This window comes from Streptomyces sp. NP-1717, assembly GCF_022695985.1.
Lineage (GTDB): Bacteria > Actinomycetota > Actinomycetes > Streptomycetales > Streptomycetaceae > Streptomyces.
This window is the reverse complement of record NZ_JAAPBF010000167.1, coordinates 1-15,429: the sequence shown is the minus strand read 5'-3', so window position 1 is coordinate 15,429 and position 15,429 is coordinate 1. Positions and strand designations below refer to the sequence as shown.

At 71.8% G+C, this 15,429-nt stretch carries 17 protein-coding genes; 10 read left to right on the top strand and 7 right to left on the bottom strand.

What is annotated here, in order from left to right; translation table 11 throughout:
• Together GXP76_RS26190 and GXP76_RS26185 are read left to right on the top strand one after the other, a co-directional pair.
• Window positions 1-718, top strand: a 718-nt coding sequence (locus GXP76_RS26190) for a hypothetical protein (RefSeq protein WP_242574065.1), incomplete at its 5' end; no start/stop codon positions are given.
• A gap of 69 nt (window positions 719-787) precedes the next feature.
• Window positions 788-1,132 carry a rhodanese-like domain-containing protein gene (locus GXP76_RS26185; RefSeq protein ID WP_242574064.1) on the top strand — a complete coding sequence of 115 codons (345 nt, stop codon included), beginning with the start codon at window positions 788-790 and terminating at the stop codon, window positions 1,130-1,132.
• Window positions 1,133-1,190: 58 nt separating this feature from the next.
• On the opposite strand, the gene paaE is transcribed toward GXP76_RS26185, so the two are convergent.
• The 5 genes from paaE to paaA are packed head-to-tail and all read right to left on the bottom strand — an operon-like array spanning window position 1,191 to window position 4,835.
• The gene (gene paaE, locus GXP76_RS26180; protein ID WP_242574063.1) at window positions 1,191-2,255 is read right to left on the bottom strand and encodes a 1,2-phenylacetyl-CoA epoxidase subunit PaaE; all 1,065 of its coding nucleotides are present in this window, start codon (window positions 2,253-2,255) and stop codon (window positions 1,191-1,193) included.
• Window positions 2,256-2,762 (bottom strand): 1,2-phenylacetyl-CoA epoxidase subunit PaaD, encoded by a 507-nt coding sequence (gene paaD / locus GXP76_RS26175; RefSeq protein WP_242574062.1) that lies wholly within the window; start codon window positions 2,760-2,762, stop codon window positions 2,256-2,258. It lies immediately after the preceding gene.
• Window positions 2,756-3,505, bottom strand: coding sequence for a 1,2-phenylacetyl-CoA epoxidase subunit PaaC (paaC, locus tag GXP76_RS26170; RefSeq protein ID WP_242574061.1), 750 nt, complete (start codon window positions 3,503-3,505; stop codon window positions 2,756-2,758). The genes paaD and paaC overlap by 7 nt, the downstream gene beginning before the upstream one ends.
• On the bottom strand, window positions 3,502-3,792 hold the full coding sequence (gene paaB, locus GXP76_RS26165) for a 1,2-phenylacetyl-CoA epoxidase subunit PaaB (RefSeq protein WP_242574060.1): 291 nt from the start codon (window positions 3,790-3,792) through the stop codon (window positions 3,502-3,504). Before paaB ends, paaC begins: the two co-directional genes overlap by 4 nt.
• Entirely contained in the window at window positions 3,789-4,835 is a 1,047-nt protein-coding gene (paaA, locus tag GXP76_RS26160; protein ID WP_242574059.1) for a 1,2-phenylacetyl-CoA epoxidase subunit PaaA, read from the bottom strand. The genes paaB and paaA overlap by 4 nt, the downstream gene beginning before the upstream one ends.
• A gap of 114 nt (window positions 4,836-4,949) precedes the next feature.
• Here paaA and GXP76_RS26155 point away from each other — a divergent pair, with 114 nt between their 5' ends.
• From GXP76_RS26155 to GXP76_RS26145, 3 genes are read left to right on the top strand one after another with little or no spacing between them, the layout of a single operon-like run.
• Complete coding sequence (locus tag GXP76_RS26155) at window positions 4,950-5,705, top strand: DUF5819 family protein (RefSeq protein ID WP_242574058.1); 756 nt, start codon at window positions 4,950-4,952, stop codon at window positions 5,703-5,705.
• Window positions 5,702-7,000, top strand: a complete 1,299-nt coding sequence (locus GXP76_RS26150) for an HTTM domain-containing protein (protein ID WP_242574057.1) — start codon at window positions 5,702-5,704, stop codon at window positions 6,998-7,000. The genes GXP76_RS26155 and GXP76_RS26150 overlap by 4 nt, the downstream gene beginning before the upstream one ends.
• Before the next feature lie 34 nt (window positions 7,001-7,034).
• Window positions 7,035-7,787 carry an RNA methyltransferase gene (locus GXP76_RS26145; protein WP_242574056.1) on the top strand — a complete coding sequence of 251 codons (753 nt, stop codon included), beginning with the start codon at window positions 7,035-7,037 and terminating at the stop codon, window positions 7,785-7,787.
• Window positions 7,788-7,837: 50 nt separating this feature from the next.
• On the opposite strand, the gene paaN is transcribed toward GXP76_RS26145, so the two are convergent.
• Complete coding sequence (paaN, locus tag GXP76_RS26140; protein ID WP_242574055.1) at window positions 7,838-9,547, bottom strand: phenylacetic acid degradation protein PaaN; 1,710 nt, start codon at window positions 9,545-9,547, stop codon at window positions 7,838-7,840.
• Between the two features lie 233 nt (window positions 9,548-9,780).
• On the opposite strand from paaN, the gene GXP76_RS26135 reads away from it, so the two are divergent.
• Together GXP76_RS26135 and GXP76_RS26130 are read left to right on the top strand one after the other, a co-directional pair.
• On the top strand, window positions 9,781-11,310 hold the full coding sequence (locus GXP76_RS26135; protein WP_242574054.1) for a 3-hydroxyacyl-CoA dehydrogenase: 1,530 nt from the start codon (window positions 9,781-9,783) through the stop codon (window positions 11,308-11,310).
• The gene (locus tag GXP76_RS26130) at window positions 11,307-11,903 is read left to right on the top strand and encodes a TetR/AcrR family transcriptional regulator (protein ID WP_242574053.1); all 597 of its coding nucleotides are present in this window, start codon (window positions 11,307-11,309) and stop codon (window positions 11,901-11,903) included. The genes GXP76_RS26135 and GXP76_RS26130 overlap by 4 nt, the downstream gene beginning before the upstream one ends.
• Before the next feature lie 48 nt (window positions 11,904-11,951).
• Here the strand turns inward: GXP76_RS26130 and GXP76_RS26125 are convergent, their stop codons facing one another.
• Complete coding sequence (locus GXP76_RS26125; protein ID WP_242574052.1) at window positions 11,952-12,464, bottom strand: Lrp/AsnC family transcriptional regulator; 513 nt, start codon at window positions 12,462-12,464, stop codon at window positions 11,952-11,954.
• A 175-nt stretch (window positions 12,465-12,639) separates the two neighbouring features.
• Here GXP76_RS26125 and pdhA point away from each other — a divergent pair, with 175 nt between their 5' ends.
• The 3 genes from pdhA to GXP76_RS26110 form a co-directional block, all read left to right on the top strand.
• The gene (pdhA, locus tag GXP76_RS26120) at window positions 12,640-13,821 is read left to right on the top strand and encodes a pyruvate dehydrogenase (acetyl-transferring) E1 component subunit alpha (protein ID WP_242574051.1); all 1,182 of its coding nucleotides are present in this window, start codon (window positions 12,640-12,642) and stop codon (window positions 13,819-13,821) included.
• Window positions 13,818-14,849 carry an alpha-ketoacid dehydrogenase subunit beta gene (locus tag GXP76_RS26115; protein WP_242574050.1) on the top strand — a complete coding sequence of 344 codons (1,032 nt, stop codon included), beginning with the start codon at window positions 13,818-13,820 and terminating at the stop codon, window positions 14,847-14,849. The genes pdhA and GXP76_RS26115 overlap by 4 nt, the downstream gene beginning before the upstream one ends.
• A partial coding sequence (locus GXP76_RS26110) for a biotin/lipoyl-containing protein (RefSeq protein ID WP_242574049.1) occupies window positions 14,849-15,429 on the top strand: 581 nt, incomplete at its 3' end. The genes GXP76_RS26115 and GXP76_RS26110, both read left to right, overlap by 1 nt.

Sequence of the window (15,429 nt, the reverse complement as noted above, 5' to 3'; positions counted from 1 at the left end):
GTTCGAGATCGCGCTGGAGACGTTCCGGGTCGAGGTGGAGAACTTCTCGCGGCTGCACCACCAGCGGCTGGGCCCGATGTACGCGCGGCTGGACGAGCTGGACGCGATGATCGCCGAGGCCCGCGCGTCCCGGTCGGGCGACCCCGAGGATCTGCGCAAGGCGCGTGAGGCCCGGGCGATGGTGCAGCCGATGCCGGGTATCGAGGAGCTCTTCCACGACTGGCTCGACTCCGACGGTCTCTCGGCGGAGGCCGCCGCGATGCTGACCGATCAGCCCGTGCAGCCGCCGAAGCGGGTGCGGCCGACCGACGAGGTGCGCAAGCTCTACCGCGACCTGGCCCGCAAGGCGCACCCGGATCTGGCGCAGGAGGAGACCGAGCGGGCCCGGCGTGAGGAGTTCATCACCCGCGTGAACGCGGCCTACGGGCGCGGGGACGAGGCACTGCTCAGGCAGCTCGCCGAGGAGTGGGCGGCGGGGCCCCCGCCGGAGGAACCGCGTCCGAGCGAGAACGAGGAGCTCTACGCCCGGCTGGAGTGGCTCGCCGAGCGCAAGGAGATGCTGACGCTGCTGGCGCAGGAACTGGAGCAGAGCGCGATCGGTGCGATGCTTCAGATGGCGCCCGACGACCCCGACCGGCTGCTGGAGGAGATCGCCGAGCAGCTGCTCGCCGAGGTCTCGGGACGCGAGTCCGAACTGGCCAGGCTGGTGGAGTCCTGAGGCCGTCCCGTGCGCGAGGCTGTACCTGTCGCACCCGCATACACACACGTACGAGAGAAGGCGCATCACATGAGTTTCGCCCCGCTGCCCACGGTGGATGTCGCGGCCGTCCCGTCCGACGCCCTGGTGCTCGACGTCCGGGAGAACGACGAATGGGCGGCGGGCCATGTCGAGGGTGCGCTGCACATTCCGATGAGCGAGTTCGTCGGGCGCCTCGGTGAGGTGACCGAGGCCGTCGCCGACGGGCGCCGGGCCTATGTCATGTGCCGGGTCGGCGGCAGGTCCGCGCAGGTCACGCAGTACCTGGTGGGGCAGGGCGTCGACGCGGCGAACGTCGAGGGCGGGATGCAGGCCTGGGACGGCGCGGGCCGGCCGATGGTGACCGACAACGGCAGCCCCGCGCTGGTGCTCTGACGGGCCGTCGTGCCGGCGGTACGAGTACCGCCGGCCCCGCCGCCCAGCGCCCCCGGTGTCAGCGGTCGAAGTCCAGCTCGACCTCGGCGGTCGCCGGACGGGACTGGCAGGCCAGCACGTAGCCCGCTTCCGTTTCCTCCGGCTCCAGGGCGTAGTTGCGGTCCATCCGCACCTCGCCCGAGACGAGGAAGGCCCGGCAGGTCCCGCAGACGCCGCCCTTGCAGGCGTACGGCGCGTCCGCCCGGCTGCGCAGCACCGTCTCCAGCAGGGAGTCCCCGTCCTGGACGGGCCAGCTGCCGGAGCGGCCGTCGAGCGTCGCGGTGAGTTTGCTGCCGCCGGGGGCGGCCGACGCGGCGGCGGTCATGGCGGGCGTGGTCGCGCCCGGCGCGCCGTCGTCCACGTGGAAGATCTCCTGGTGGATCGCGTTCCGCCGGACGCCGAGGGCGCGCAGGGCCCGCTCCGCGCCCTTGACCAGCCCGAGCGGACCGCACAGGAACCAGCCGTCGACACTGTCCACCGAGAGCAGCGCGGGCAGCAGTCCCGCCAGCCGTTCCTCGTCCAGCCGGCCTGACGGGAGCCCGGTCTGCTGCTCCTCCCTGGACACCACCGTGACCAGCTGGAAGCGGTCCGGATGGCGGTCCTTGAGGTCCGCGACCTCCTCCAGGAACATCGTCGAAGCCACCGTGCGGTCACTGCGGATCAGACAGAACCGGGCGTCCGGCTCCCGCGCGAGGAGCGTCGAGGCGATCGACAGCACCGGGGTGATGCCGCTGCCGCCGACGATCGCCACGAAGTGCCCGGCGCGCGGCTCCAGCCGGAAGCGCCCGGTCGGCTCCATGACGTCGACCGTGTCGCCCACGGCCAGTTCCTTGATCGCGTACGTGGAGAACTCGCCGCCTTCGACCAGCCTGATGCCCACCCGCAGCACGGGGCGCTCGCCTGCGGGCGTGCAGATCGAGTACGTACGGCGGATCTCCTCGCCGTTCACGACCCGGCGCAGCGCGATGTGCTGTCCGGGCGTGTGCCGGAACGTCTCGTCCAGCTCGGGGGGCACGGCGAAGGTGACGGTAACCGAGTCGTCCGTGAGCCGCTCGACCTCGCTGACGCGGAGCGGATGGAACATCTACAACTCCTTGAAGTGGTCGAAGGGTTCACGGCAGGCCGTGCAGCGGCGCAGCGCCTTGCACGCGGTCGAGGAGAACCTGCTGAGCAGCTCGGTGTCCGTCGAGCCGCAGTGCGGGCAGCGGATGGCGAGGGTGAGCGGCACCGGTCCGTCCGTGCTGTGCGGGCGGGGCGGGGCGATGCCGAAGTCCGCGAGCTTGCGCCGCCCTTCGGCGCTGATGTCGTCCGTCGACCAGGCGGGGGAGAGCACCGTGACGACGGAGACGTCCGGTATTCCGTGGTCGTGCAGGACCCGCTCGATGTCCGAGGACATCGTCTCGATCGCGGGGCAGCCGGTGTAGGTCGGGGTCAGCTCGACCTCGACCCGGCCGGGGCCCGAGACATGGACGGCGCGCAGCACGCCCAGCTCCTCCAGCGTCACCACCGGCAGCTCCGGGTCGGGCACGGACCCGGCCAGGGCGCGCAGTTCGCTCTCCAGGGCCGTGGGCCGGCTCGTGCCGGTCACCATGACGCCCCCGGGTGGCTGCGGTGCAGGTGCTGCATCTCGGCGAGCAGCCGGCCGAAGGATTCGGTGTGCAGGCCCTGTCGGCCCGCGCCCGCCGCCCATGCCCCGGAGCGCGGTCCGTCGGGCACGGTCAGTGTCGCGCGCTCCAGCACGGCGGTGATGGAGGAGAGCCAGCTCTCCTCCATCTCCTGCCTGTTGACGCCGTCCAGCCCGTCCGGCCCGTCGCCGCCCATGGGTTCGAACATCTCGCCGGTGAACCGCCACAGCGCCGTACAGGCCCGCTGCATCCGCTCATGGCTCTCGGCGGTGCCGTCACCGAGCCGAAGCGTCCACTGCTCGGCGTGGTCCTGGTGGTAGTCGACTTCCTTCACGGCCTTGGCGGCGAGCCCGGCGAAGGGGCCGTCACCGCCCGCCAGAGCGCCGTACAGGAGCCGCTGGTAGGTGGAGAAGTAGAGCTGGCGCGCGATCGAGTGCGCGAAGTCGCCGTTGGGCTGCTCGACCAGTTGGAGGTTGCGGAAGGCGCGCTCCTCGCGCAGGAAGGCCAGCTCGTCCTCGTCCCCCACGAGGGAGTACAGGACCCGGGCCTGGCCCAGCAGGTCCAGCGCGATGTTGGCGAGGGCCACGTCCTCTTCGAGCTCGGGCGCGTGTCCCGCCCACTCCCCCAGCCGGTGCGACAGGATCAGCGCGTCGTCGGCGAGGGCGAGGGCCGTGGTGTCGGTCCCGGTCCGGGTCGGGGTGCCGGTCACAGGTGACGCACCCCCTCGGGGATCTCGTAGAACGTCGGGTGGCGGTACGGCTTGTCACCGGCCGGTTCGAAGAAGGCGTCCTTCTCGTCCGGCGACGAGGCGGTGACCGAGGCGGAGGGGACCACCCAGATTGACACCCCTTCGCTGCGGCGGGTGTAGAGATCGCGCGCGTTGCGCAGGGCCATCTCCGCGTCCGGGGCGTGCAGGCTTCCGGCGTGTGTGTGCGACAGCCCGCGGCGGGACCTGACGAACACCTCCCACAGAGGCCACTGGGTCGATCCGCTCATGCCGTCGCCTCTTTCTCCACGTGCTCCACCGTGTCCCCGGCCGCGGCTGCGACCGCGCTCGGGACCGCGTTCTTCCCGGCGTGCTTCGCCGCGTACGCCGTGGCCGCCTCGCGCACCCAGGCGCCTTCCTCGTGGGCACGGCGCCGCTGGCCGATCCGCTGTTCGTTGCAGGGGCCGTTGCCCTTCAGGACCTCCCGGAACTCGGTCCAGTCGATCGCTCCGAAGTCGTGCTGTCCCCGCTCCTCGTTCCACTTCAGGTCCGGGTCGGGGAGCGTGAGGCCGAGCGTCTCGGCCTGGGGGACGCAGATGTCCACGAACCGCTGCCGGAGTTCGTCGTTCGAGTGCCGCTTGATCTTCCAGATCATCGACTGCACGGAGTGCGCCGACTCGTCGTCCGGCGGGCCGAACATCATCAGCGACGGCCACCACCAGCGGTTCACCGCGTCCTGCGCCATCTCGTGCTGCGCGGGGGTGCCCCGGCTCAGGGCGAGCAGTGACTCGTACCCCTGCCGCTGGTGGAAGGACTCCTCCTTGCAGATACGGACCATCGCGCGGGCGTACGGGCCGTAGGAGCAGCGGCAGAGCGGGACCTGGTTCGTGATCGCCGCGCCGTCCACCAGCCAGCCGATCGCACCGACGTCCGCCCAGGTCAGCGTCGGATAGTTGAAGATCGACGAGTATCTCTGGCGGCCGGCGTGGAGCTTGTCGAGCAGCTCGTCACGGCTCGTGCCGAGGGTCTCCGCCGCGCTGTAGAGATACAGCCCGTGTCCCGCCTCGTCCTGCACCTTGGCCATCAGGATCGCCTTGCGCCGCAGCGAGGGCGCGCGCGTGATCCAGTTCGCCTCCGGCTGCATGCCGATGATTTCCGAGTGCGCGTGCTGGGCCATCTGGCGGACGAGCGATGCGCGGTAGGCCTCCGGCATCCAGTCGCGGGGCTCGATGCGCTCGTCGGCGGCCACGGCGGCGTCGAACGCCGCCTCGGCTTCCTCTGCCGTCGTCTCCACCGTTGCCTCCACAGCCGTCCCCGCGGTCACTGCCGTCATCCGGGCCCCCTACCGACCGATCGTTCGGTTCATGGACTTCAATGGTCGGTCGGCGGCCCGTAGGGTGTCAACCCTGTGGATAACCCACTGTGGAAACACGGGGATCGGGGCGGGATGGATTCGTACGACGACAAGGGTGGGAACCCGGCACCGGAACCGGGTCCACCAGCGGGTCCGCCGCGGGGGATAGCCGGGCTCTCCTTCCCGTACCAAGTGGTCGCCGCGGTCGCCCTCGCGGTCGTCGCGCTGCTCGCCGTGGGCCATGTGGCCATGGTGTTCCTGCACGTCGCGCCCGACAACACGGTCTCGAAGAAGTACGGCGAGGAAGTCGGCGACTGGGTGTTCCCGGAGTTCGAGCAGAACTGGAAACTCTTCGCGCCCAACCCCCTCCAGCAGAACATCGCCGTCGAGGTGCGCGCCGAGGTCGACCGGACGGACGGATCACGCGGCACGACCGGCTGGATCAACCTCACCGAGGAGGACGCCAGGGCGATCCGCGGCAACCTCCTCCCCAGCCATGTCGACCAGAACGAGCTGCGCCGGGGCTGGGACTTCTACGTCGATTCCCACGACGAGAAGGCGCGCCCCAACGGTCTGCGCGGACAGCTCTCCGAGCGCTACATACGCCGGATAGCGATGCTGCGCCTTGAGGCCCACGATCTCGGCGGTCCCGTCGAACGCATTCAGCTGAGGTCCGTCACCCGGGCGGTCGCGGCGCCCCCGTGGAGTGAAGAGAAGATCAACACCAAGCCCGGCTACCGGGTCTTCCCGTGGTGGACCGTGACCTCCGACGACCTGGCCGAAGGCGTCCGGAACGAGGGCGCGGGCAACGGCGCGCGCGACGACGCCCGTACGGAGGCCCGCCGATGAGCCGCTCCGCCCACGAGCTGACCACCGACCGCAAGGCCGCGCTCGCCCTCCAGCGCGTCACGTCCCGGTCCCTCGGCCCCTACCAGAGCGCGATCGTCCGCATCGGCTTCGCCGCCGCCTGGCTCCTGTTCCTGCTGCGTGAGCTGCCGAACCGACGTGAGCTGTACGGGCCCGGCAGCCCGTGGAGCTGGGACATGGCCCAGCAACTGATCGCCGGCAACGGCGCGTTCACCACGCTGATGTGGTCCGAGAGCGGCGTCTGGTTCGAGATCGTGTACGCCGTCGCCGTCCTGTCCAGCGCCCTGCTGATGCTCGGCTGGCGCACCCGCACCATGTCGGTGCTGTTCATGGTGGGCGTGCTGTCCCTCCAGAACCGCAGCATCTTCATGGGCGACGGCGGCGACAACGTCATCCACCTGATGGCGATCTACCTCGTACTCACGCGCTGCGGCCAGGTCTGGTCGCTGGACGCCCGCCGGCGGGCCCGCGCCGAGAGCGTCGTCGCGTCCGGCGGGACCGCGCCCGCCGACCGGGTCGGGCCGGTCCTGTGGGTGGTGCTCGGTGCGGGCCTGCTGGGGACGCTGCTGGACTCGACCGGCGGCGAGTGGTGGATGATCGCGCTGCTGTGGACGCTGTGGATCTCGCAGGGGCTGTGGTGGGCGGTCAACCGCTACGCGCCGAAGAGCCAGCCGCGCGCACTGCTGGACGTCCTCGCGAACCTCACGCACAACGCCACACTCGTCGTGATCATGGTCGAGGTCTGTCTGATCTACGCCACGGCCGGCTGGTACAAGATCCAGGGCTCGCGCTGGCAGGACGGCACCGCGCTGTACTACCCGCTGAATCTGGACTACTTCGCCCCCTGGCCGGCGCTCTCCGACCTCCTCGCGTCCAGCGGTGTGATGGTGATGGTGCTGACGTACGGCACGGTCATGGTGCAGGTCGCCTTCCCGTTCACGCTCTTCAACCGGCGCGTCAAGAACGTCCTGCTGGTGGCGATGATGCTGGAGCACGCGGGCATCGCCCTGCTGCTCGGGCTGCCGTTCTTCTCGCTGGCCATGATCGCCGCCGACGCGGTCTTCCTGCCGACGAGCTTCCTGGTCCGCGTCGGCGACATGGCGGCCAGGAGCGCGCGGATGCTTCCCCAGCGGGCGGCGGGCGACGGCGTGCCCGGGCAGCGCCAGGGGGACGACTCCGGGAAACCGGTCACCGGGACCGGTACCGAATCGGACTCCGGCACGGGTACGGGCTCCGGCACCGGCACCGCCGGCGCGGACGCTTCGCTCGTCCGGTGACGGCTCGCCCCGCCCGCCCGCCTACGCTGGGGCGATGAACGACGTCGATCCCGCGAGCGCCGTGCGGCTGTGGCAGGAGACCGCCCCCGGCGCCGTGGTGCTCGACGGCTTCCACGCGCTGAAGCACGCGCTGCGGTTCGGGGCGGACGTGCGGCTCGCCCTCACGAGCGACAAGGAGTCCGTGCTCGCTCTCGCGGCCGAACTCGCCGACGATCTGACCGGCACGCTGCGGCGCTCCGTCGTCGAGGTGCCGGCCGACGCACTGCGGCGGCTGGTGCCGAAGGTGCATCCCACGCGGGTGATGGCCCTGGCCGTCAGACGGGAGCGCCGGGTCAATCTGGCCGAGCTGGCGGCGTCGCCCCGGCGCTCGCCGGTGGTCGTGCTCGACAATCCGCGCAATCTCGGGAACGTCGGGGCCGTGGTGCGGCTCGCGGCCGGTTTCGGCGCGACGGGGGTGGTGACGACCGGGGATCTCGACCCATGGCATCCGAACGCCGTCCGCGCGGGCGCCGGGCTGCACTTCGCCACCGCGGTGGAACAGCTGGCCCTCGACGCGTTCCCCCCGGGTCCGCTGTACGCCCTGGACCCGGAGGGCGACGACATCCGCTCCGTGACCGTCCCCGACGACGCGCTGCTGGCCTTCGGCTCCGAACGGCACGGGCTCTCACCCGAACTGCGGGAGCGCGCCGACGCGTTGCTGGCCCTGCCGATGCGGCCCCAGGTCTCCAGCTACAACCTCGCCACCAGTGTGGCCATGACCCTCTTCCACTGGGGCGGTCCGAACTGACCCGCGCCCGGCCGCCGTCGAACGGCCGGGCCCCGGGTCCTGTCCGGCCGTCAGCCCTGGCGGCGGACCTCCACCGTGCGGAAGCGGTTGGCCACGAAGGCCGCGTCGCACAGCGCCGCGTTCGCCGCCGGGTTGCCGCCGGAGCCGTGGAAGTCGGAGAAGGCCGCCGTCTGGTTCACATAGACGCCCCCCGTCAGGTTCAGGGAGAGCTGGGCCAGCTCCTCCAGGCAGACGTCCTCGACCGCGCGCTCCGTTCCCTCCGAGGTCGTGTACGCGCCGACCGTCATCGCGCCCTTGTCGCGCACCGTACGGCGCAGCAGCTCCAGCGCCTCCTCGGTCGAGTCCATCGCGACGGCGAAGGAGACCGGGCCGAAGCACTCGGCGAGATACGGCGCCTCGGAGCCGTTCCCGCCCTCCGCCGCGTCCCACTGCTTGCGCGAGCCGTCGGCCTTGACGATCGCCGGTGTGCGGACCACCGCGTCCGGGAAGTCCGGGTTGGCGATCTCGCGCGAGGCCAGCGCCACGTCGCCCAGACCGGCGGCGGCGTCCAGCCTCGCCTTCACGTCCGGGTTGACCAGCGCGCCGAGCAGACCGTTGGCACGGGCGTCGTCGCCGAGCAGGCCGCTCACGGAGGCCGCCAGGTCGGCGACCACCTCGTCGTACGACTTCGGGCCCGCGTCCGTCGTGATGCCGTCGCGCGGGATGAGGAGGTTCTGCGGGGTGGTGCACATCTGGCCGCTGTAGAGGGAGAGCGAGAAGGCCAGATTGGCGAGCATGCCCTTGTAGTCGTCGGTGGAGTCCACGAGGACCGTGTTGACGCCGGCCTTCTCCGTGTAGACCTGCGCCTGGCGGGCGTTGGTCTCCAGCCAGTCGCCGAAGGCGGTGGACCCGGTGTAGTCGATGATCCGGACCTCGGGCCGTACCGCCAGGGTCTTGGCGATGCCCTCGCCGGGGTGCTCGGTGGCCAGGGCGACGAGATTCGGGTCGAAGCCGGACTCGGCGAGGACCTCGCGGGCCACCCGCACCGTGAGGGCGAGGGGCAGCACCGCGCGCGGGTGCGGCTTGACGAGGACCGGATTGCCGGTGGCCAGCGAGGCGAACAGGCCCGGATAGCCGTTCCACGTCGGGAAGGTGTTGCAGCCGATCAGCAGCGAGACGCCGCGCGGCGCGGCGGCGAAGGACTTCCGCAGCTCCAGGGGATCGCGCTTGCCCTGCGGCTTCGACCAGCCGGCCTCGGCGGGGACACGGGTCTGCTCCTGATACGCGTACGCCACCGCCTCCAGGCCGCGGTCCTGGGCGTGCGGCCCGCCTGCCTGGAACGCCATCATGAACGCCTGTCCGCTGGTGTGCATCACCGCGTGGGCGAACTCGTGGGTGCGGGCGCTGATCCGGGCCAGGATCTCCAGGCTGACCAGGGCGCGCGTCTCGGGCCCGGCCGCGCGCCAGGCGCTCATGCCCGCGCGCATGGCGGGCAGCAGGACGTCCACGTCGGCGTGCGGATACTCGACGCCGAGCTCCGGTCCGTACGGCGACCTCTCGCCGCCCGTCCAGCCGTCGGTGCCCGGCTGGTCCAGGTCGATACGGGTGCCGTGCAGGGCCTTGAACGCGGCCAGGCCGTCGGCCGGCGCGCTCTCCCCGTACGCCTTCGGGTGCTCGGGGTGCGGCGACCAGTAGGCGCGGTCGCGGATCGCGTCGAGGGCCCGGTCGAGCGTGGGCCGGTGCTTCTCGTTGAGCTGCTGGGGGCTGAGCTGGGCGGCCATGACTGACCAACTCCTCGTCGAGCTGGGCGGGAGGGGGACAAGTGGGACAGCGGGACACGGGCAACGGACAGAGTTAGAGTAACCGAACGATCGGTCGGGACAAGGGGGGCTGTGGAAAACCGGTGTTTTCCCGCCGTCGCGGGCGGTCCCGTTCCGGCGGATCGGCGCCGGGGACCGGACTCCTTGCGGAGGTCCCGTACCGCGGCGGAAGTTCATACAGGAGGATCGGTTTCATGACTGCAATCGAGCGCTCTCGCGTCGTCGCGGTGGTCGGCACCGGCACGATGGGACAGGGAATCGCCCAGGTGGCTCTTGTCGCCGGCCATCCCGTGCGCCTCTACGACGCCCTGCCAGGCCGCGCCCAGCAGGCGGCGGAGGCCGTCGGAACCCGGCTGGACCGGCTGACCGAGAAGGGCAGGCTGGACCCCGGGGCCCGCGACAGCGCCAAGGCCCGGCTGCTCCCCGCCGCCGACCTGTCCGAACTCGCCGACGCCGCACTCGTCGTGGAAGCCGTCCTGGAACAACTGGCGGTCAAACAGGAGCTGTTCGCGGCGCTGGAGGACATCGTCGCCGACGACTGCCTGCTCGCCACCAACACCTCCTCCCTCTCCGTCACGGCCGTCGCCGGCGCCCTGCGCCACCCGGGCCGCTTCGTCGGCCTGCACTTCTTCAACCCGGCGCCGCTCCTGCCGCTCGTCGAGGTGGTCAGCGGCCACGCGACCGAGGAGACGACGGCCACGCGCGCGTGGGCGACGGCGGCGGCGTGGGGCAAGACACCCGTGCGCTGCGCGGACACCCCGGGCTTCATCGTGAACCGCGTCGCCAGGCCCTTCTACGCCGAGGCGCTGCGTCTGTACGAGGAACGGGCCGCCGACCCCGCGACCATCGACGCCGTCCTGCGCGAGTCGGGCGGCTTCCGGATGGGCCCCTTCGAACTGACCGATCTCATCGGCCAGGACGTCAACGAGGCGGTCACCCGCTCCGTCTGGGAATCCTTCTTCCAGGACCCGAAGTTCACGCCCTCGCTCGCCCAGCGGCGGCTCGTGGAGTCGGGCGGTCTCGGCCGCAAGTCGGGCCGGGGCTGGTTCTCCTACGAGGACGGCGCCACCGCCCCCGTACCGCACACCGCGCCGCCCGCCGACCCGCCGTCGTCCGTGGTCGTCCAGGGCGAGCTGTTCGCGGCGGGCGTGCTGCCCGAGCTGATCGAGGAGGCCGGGATCGAGGTCATACGTAAGGAGGACGCCGTCCCCGGATTCCCCGGCTGGCTCGAACTGCCCTGCGGCACAAGGCTCTTCCTCACGGACGGCGAGGCCGCGGACAGCTCCGACCTCCGGCTGATCCACTTCGACCTCGCGCTCGACTACCGCACCGCGACCCGGATAGCCCTGGCGCCGTCCGCCACGGTGGCCGGGGAGTCCCTCCGTACGGCCGTCGGCCTCTTCCAGGCGCTCGGCAAGCAGGTCAGCGTGATCGCGGACGTCCCCGGCATGATCGTGGGCCGCACGGTCGCCATGCTCGTGGACTTCGCGCTCGACGCCGAGGCGCGCGGCGTCGCGGCGGCGGAGGACATCGACACCGCGATGCGGCTCGGGGTGAACTACCCGCGCGGGCCGCTCGACTGGGGCGCGGAGCTGGGGGCCGACCGGACGCTCTACCTGCTGGAGCGGCTGCACGAGGAGTATCCGTCCGGCCGGTACGCCGCCTCGCAGGCGCTGCGCCGGCGCGCCGCCGCCGAGGTCGCGTCGGAAGGGGCGGGCTCATGACGACCGCGAAGCGGGACACGTACACCCCGGAGACACTGCTGACCGTCGCGGTCGGCGTCTTCAACGAACGCGGCTACGACGGCACGTCCATGGAGCATCTGTCGAAGGCCGCCGGTATCTCCAAGTCCTCGATCTACCACCATGTGGCGGGCAAGGAGGAACTGCTGCGCCGTGCGGTCAGCCGGGCCATCGACGGCCTCTTCGGGATCCTCGACGAGCCGGGCGCCGGCCGGGGCAGGGCCATTGAGCGGGTCGAGTACGTGACGCGCCGCACGGTCGAGGTGCTGATGGCGGAGCTGCCCTATGTGACGCTGCTGCTGCGGGTGCGCGGGAACACCAGGACCGAGCGCTGGGCGATGGAGCGGCGGCGGGAGTTCGACCAGCGGGTCGCCGATCTGCTGAAGGCGGCGGCGAACGACGGAGACCTCCGCGCCGATATGGACATCCGGCTGGCGACGAGGCTGCTCTTCGGCATGATCAACTCGCTGGTGGAGTGGTACCGGCCGCAGGCGGCCGGCGGGTACGACAGCGACCAGGTGGCCGAGGCGGTCGTACGGATGGCGTTCGACGGGCTGCGTACGGAATCGAAGTAGCGCTTCCGGGCGCCTTCCGGGGCCGGGGAGGCACTGCCCGCGGCCCGGTCAGGGCGCGGGCGGTGCCGTCTGGTCGAGGTCGGTCTCCTCGAAGACCAGCAGGGTGCGCGTGGACAGCACCTCGGGGATCGCCTGGAGCCGGGTGAGGACCAGCTCGCGCAGCGTCCGGTTGTCCGGGGCGTGGACCAGCAGCAGCACGTCGAAATCGCCGCTGACCAGGGCGATGTGTGTGGCTCCCGGCAGTTCCTGGAGCTGTTCGCGCACGGTGCGCCACGAGTTCTGCACGATCTTGAGCGTGATGTACGCGGAGGCGCCCTGACCTGCCCGTTCGTGGTTGATCCTGGCGCCGAAGCCGCGAATGACACGGTCCTCGACGAGCCGGTTGATCCGGGCGTACGCGTTGGCCCGCGAGACATGGACGCGCTCGGCCACCGACCGTATCGAGGCGCGGCCGTCGGTCTGGAGGATGCGCAGGATGTCCCGGTCGATCGCGTCCAGCGGCCGGGGCGGCAGCTGCTGCCCGGCGCGCTCCCAGTCCTCGGCCATTTGTTCAGCCGCCATGTCCCCCACCTCTCCGCTTGTGGACACCTTGTGCCCATCTCAGGCTGTGCAGAACCGTTTGTCCACAGGCTGAAGCCGCCAGTAGCCAAAATGGCGCGGCAACCGAACAATCGGTAGGTGAGGCGCACCACACTCATGCGCCGCCCATGCCCACTCCCATGAGGAGGTGCACGCGTTGAAGAAGAGCAGCACGACGGTCCAGGAGCCCCCGGGTGCCGTCGTCCACCGGTCCACCCCGCCCCCGGCGTGGCAGCCCCGCACGGACCCCGCCCCGTTGCTCCCCGACCGCGAGCCGTACCGCGTGCTGGGTACGGCGGCCGCGGCGGACGCCGACCCCGGGCTGCTGCTGCGGCTCTACGCGGAGCTGGTCCGCGGCCGTCGGTTCAACGCGCAGGCCACCGCCCTCACCAAGCAGGGCCGGCTGGCCGTGTACCCGTCGAGCACCGGCCAGGAGGCCTGTGAGGTCGCCGCGGCCCTGGTGCTCCAGGAGCAGGACTGGCTCTTCCCCAGCTACCGCGACACCCTCGCCGTCGTGGCGCGCGGCCTCGACCCCGTCCAGGCCCTCACGCTGCTGCGCGGCGACTGGCACACGGGCTACGACCCGCGCGAGCACCGCGTCGCCCCGCTCTCCACCCCGCTGGCCACCCAGCTCCCGCACGCCGTCGGGCTGGCGCACGCCGCGCGCCTGAAGGGTGACGACGTGGTCGCGCTCGCCCTGGTCGGCGACGGCGGCACCAGCGAGGGCGACTTCCACGAGGCGCTGAACTTCGCGGCCGTGTGGAACGCCCCGGTCGTCTTCCTCGTGCAGAACAACGGCTTCGCCATCTCCGTCCCCCTCGCCAAGCAGACCGCGGCGCCGTCGCTGGCCCACAAGGCCGTCGGCTACGGAATGCCGGGCAGGCTGGTCGACGGGAACGACGCGCCGGCCGTGCACTCGGTGCTCGCCGAGGCCGTGCGGCGGGCCAGGAGCGGTGGCGGCCCCACGCTCGTCGAGGCCGTGACGTACCGGATCGAGGCTCATACGAACGCGGACGACGCGACGCGTTACCGCGGTGACGACGAGGTCGAGGCGTGGCGCGCGCACGACCCGGTCCGGCTGCTGGAGCACGAGCTGACGGAGCGCGGCATGCTCGACGAGGCCGGGATCAGGAAGGCCGCCGAGGACGCCGACGCGATGGCCGCGCGGCTGCGCGACCGGATGAACGCCGAGCCGGAGCTGGACCCCATGGATGTCTTCGCGCACGTCTACGCCGAGCAGACCTCACAACTGCGCGAGCAGGCGGCCCAGTTGCGGGCCGAGCTGGACGCGTCGGCCGAGCCGGCCGACGACGCGCCGGGGCAGGGAGAGGCCCGATGACCACCGTTGCCGCCACGGCCGCGAAGACCGCCAGGGCGGCGAAGCCCGCCACGATGGCGCAGGCGCTGCAGCGCGCGATGCGCGACGCGATGGCCGAGGACCCGACCGTCCACGTCCTCGGGGAGGACGTCGGCACGCTCGGCGGGGTCTTCCGGGTGACCGACGGACTGGCCGCCGAGTTCGGCGAGGACCGCTGCACGGACACACCGCTGGCCGAGGCGGGCATCCTCGGGACGGCCGTCGGCATGGCGATGTACGGGCTGCGGCCCGTCGTGGAGATGCAGTTCGACGCCTTCGCCTATCCGGCGTTCGAGCAGCTGACCAGCCATGTCGCCAAGATGCGCAACCGCACGCGCGGCGCGCTGCCGATGCCGATCACCATCCGCGTGCCGTACGGCGGCGGGATCGGCGGCGTCGAGCACCACAGCGATTCCTCCGAGGCGTACTACATGGCGACGCCCGGTCTCCATGTCGTCACCCCGGCGACGGTCGACGACGCGTACGGGCTGCTGCGGGCCGCCATCGCGTCCGACGACCCGGTGGTCTTCCTGGAGCCCAAGCGGCTGTACTGGTCGAAGTCCCAGTGGTCGCCCGAGGCGCCCGCCACGGTGGAGCCCATCGGCCGGGCCGTCGTGCGGCGTACGGGACTGAGCGCCACGCTCGTCACGTACGGCCCCTCCCTCACCGTCTGTCTGGAGGCCGCGGAGGCGGCGCGCGCGGAGGGCTGGGACCTGGAAGTGGTGGATCTGCGCTCGCTGGTGCCCTTCGACGACGAGACGGTCGTCGCCTCCGTACGGCGCACGGGCCGCGCGGTGGTCGTCCACGAGTCCAACGGTTTCGGGGGGCCGGGCGGGGAGATCGCCGCCCGGATCGGCGAGCGGTGCTTCCACCATCTGGAGGCGCCGGTCCTGCGGGTCGCCGGGTTCGACATCCCGTATCCGCCGCCCATGCTGGAACAGCACCATCTGCCGGGTGTGGACCGGGTGCTCGACGCGGTCGCGCGGCTTCAGTGGGAGGCGGACAGCTGATGGCCCAGGTGCTCGAATTCAAGCTGCCGGACCTCGGTGAGGGGCTGACCGAGGCCGAGATCGTCCGCTGGCTGGTGGCGGTCGGCGACGTCGTCGCGATCGACCAGCCGGTCGTCGAGGTCGAGACGGCCAAGGCGATGGTGGAAGTGCCGTGTCCCTACGGGGGCGTGGTGACCGCGCGGTACGGCGAGGAGGGCTCGGAGCTGCCGGTCGGCGCGCCGCTGCTGACGGTGGCCGTGGGGGCGTCGGAGTCGGCGCCGGCCGCCACGGGTTCGGGTACGGGTCCGGAGAAGGCCGCCGCGGGCGACGGGACCGGACCGGCCGAGACGTCGGGGAACGTGCTGGTCGGATACGGCACGGGCGCGCCCGCCGCGCGTCGGCGCCGGGTCCGCCCGGCCGCCTCACCTGTCGCTTCGGTGTCGCCCGCCGTGGTCGTCGAGCCGACGCCCGCGCCGACGCCGCCGCCCGCACCCGCAGCGGCTCCCGTGCCCGAGCGGTCGGGGCCCGTTCCGGTCATCTCGCCCCTGGTGCGGCGGCTGGCCCGGCAGAACGGGCTCGACCTCAGGGCGCTGGCGGGCTC